Origin of the sequence: Streptomyces sp. NPDC048291 (assembly GCF_043201715.1) — a bacterium.
Classification (GTDB): Bacteria; Actinomycetota; Actinomycetes; order Streptomycetales; family Streptomycetaceae; genus Streptomyces.
This window is the reverse complement of the sequence record NZ_JBICZC010000043.1, coordinates 1-2,302: the sequence shown is the minus strand read 5'-3', so window position 1 is coordinate 2,302 and position 2,302 is coordinate 1. Positions and strand designations below refer to the sequence as shown.

Annotated in this window: 2 protein-coding genes; both read left to right on the top strand. The window is 71.0% G+C overall.

Going from position 1 to position 2,302, the window contains the following annotated elements; all coding sequences use genetic code 11:
• Positions 1-73: 73 nt before the first annotated feature.
• A complete protein-coding gene (locus tag ACGF5O_RS49030) occupies positions 74-688 on the top strand; it encodes a hypothetical protein (protein WP_393816438.1) in 615 nt (204 codons plus the stop codon).
• Positions 689-735: 47 nt separating this feature from the next.
• Positions 736-2,271, top strand: coding sequence for an ISKra4 family transposase (locus ACGF5O_RS49025; RefSeq protein ID WP_393816437.1), 1,536 nt, complete (start codon positions 736-738; stop codon positions 2,269-2,271).
• The last annotated feature ends 31 nt before the right edge of the window (positions 2,272-2,302 follow it).

Below are 2,302 nucleotides of genomic sequence, written 5' to 3'. Positions count from 1 at the left end.
TGGGTGCGGCTCTTCCTCAGTGAGCTGGTGATGCCGTGCGCCGTTGCCGTGCGTGCGCGGACGGTGGATCGTCGTGTCCTGGGACGTGGTCTTGGAGGCGGCGATGGTGTCGTGGCTGGAGGAGATCGAGCGGCGGGAGGCGGCTGCCCGGGCCGAGATCAGTGAACTTCGCTCGCGGATGGAGGAGTTGGCTGGTCGTCTTGCCGAGCGGGAGGCTGTGCTGTCCCGGCTGGAGATCACACGGGAGACGATGACGGAGATCCTGTCCGGCGAGGGGGCGGTGACGGTGTCCGTGGACGAGGCCGCGGAGGAAGTCCCGCTGCCGGTGGACCGGAGCGGGGCGGGATCGCCGGTCGGGGTGCGGCTGGTGCCCCAGTGGGAGCCGGGGGCTGAGGCGGATGTGCTGCCGCGCTCGTACCGGGACGTCGTCGAGGTGATGCAGGACGCGGTGCATCCGATGCGGGCGCATCATCTGTGCGCCGCGCTGGGGTTGTCGACGGACAAGAACAAGGTGGAGGGCTTCCGTTCGAAGCTGAAACGGCTGGTGGAGCGGGGCTGGCTGGCCGAGGACGAGCCGGGCCTGTTCGCGTGGGATGGTGCGCGGCGGGCGGGCGCGGGTGCGCCGGAGCGGGAAGCCGCGGCCGGCGAGCGGCCTCGCGCCGGTGTGGGGCCGGGCTCTCGTCCCTAGCGTCGATGGTGCCAACCAGATCGCCACTGTCCGAAGACGAGAGCCCGATGAACGCAGCGTACGAAACGGCCGCGGCGGCTGACCCCTTTGCCCGCGTGTTTTCTTCCCTCACTTCCCTGGCCACCCGCCTCTCCAGCCCCGAAGCACTCACCGTGACGCATGAACAGGCTGAGGCCGACGTCGAAGCGGGTTCCCGGGAACTGGGGCGGCTGCTCCTGCAGGCCCATCTCCAGTGGCGGGCCCGCCACGAGGAGGACCACCTGTCCGCCCTCGGCCCCAAGGAGCGGGCTGCGCTCGCCGCCGGCCGGAGCCGGCTGGAGAAGGGCCACCGGCGGCAACTGGCCACCGTGCTGGGGCCGGTGACCGTGACCCGATGCGCTCTGCGCGGCGCAGGCATGACCAACCTCTACCCCGCCGACGCCATGCTGGGCCTGCCCCACGGGCGGCACAGTTTGGGACTGCGCCGCCTCGCAGTCCTCGAGGCGGCCCGCGGTTCCTACGACACGGCGCTGGAAGCGATCGACCGCAGCTGCGGGGGCCGGGTGGCGGGCAAACGCCAGGTGGAGGATCTGGTGGCGGCCGCGGCCGTGGACGTCGCCGCGTTCTATACGGCCCGCGCTCCCCACCCGGCCCCGGCCGGGACGCTGCTGGTGATCAGTGTCGACCAGAAGGGAATCGTGATGCGCCCGGGCCACCTGCGCGAGGCCACCGCGAAAGCCGCCGCCAGGGCCCGGCACACCTTCCGCACCCGGCTGTCGACCGGCGAGAAGTCCTGCCGCAAAAGGATGGCCACCCTCGCCGTCGTCCACGACGCCGAGCCCGCGATCCGCCGCCCGCACGACATCATCGCCCCGCCCGGCGGCCGCACCGGAGACCGCACCGTCCGCAAAGGACCCAACGCGCGGGCGAAATGGCTCACCGCTTCCGTGCGCGAGGACGCCGAAACGGTCATCGCCGCCGCGTTCGACCAGGCCCAGGCCCGCGACCCCGAACACCACCGGACCTGGGTGGTGCTGGTCGACGGCGCCGCCCACCAGATGGAGTTGATCCAGACCGAGGCCGCCCGACGCGGCGTCACGATCCACATCGTCCTCGACATCGTCCACGTGATCGAGAAGCTGTGGGCGGCCTCGCGGTGTTTCCACACTCCCACCGATCCCGCGGCCGAGAACTGGGTCGGCATCAAGGCCGCCCGGATCCTGGCCGGCGACGCCCCCGGCGCCGCCCGTGACATCCGCACCCAAGCCGACCGCCACCACCTCAGCGACGACCAGCGCGCCGCCGCTGACAAAGCATGCCGATACCTCGAGAACAACGCCGACTTCGTCCACTACGACCAGGCCCTGGCAGCGGGCTGGCCGATCGCCAGCGGCGCCGTCGAAGGAGCAGCCCGCCATCTGGTCGCCGACAGACTCGACATCACCGGCAGCAGGTGGACCGTCCCCGGCGCCGAAGCCGTCCTCACCCTCCGCACCGTCATCAACAACGGCGACTTCCCCGACTACTGGATCTTCCACGCGCGGAAAGAGCACGAACGACTCCATCCCTTACCCGACCAGCACATACACGCACTTCAAGCCTGACGCGGGAACTCACTCAGACAGAGCCGCACCC

Excerpts from the sequence above, each read along its gene's own strand:
- ACGF5O_RS49025 (WP_393816437.1), top strand. The coding sequence starts at position 736 with ATGAACGCAGCGTACGAAACGGCCGCGGCGGCTGACCCCTTTGCCCGC.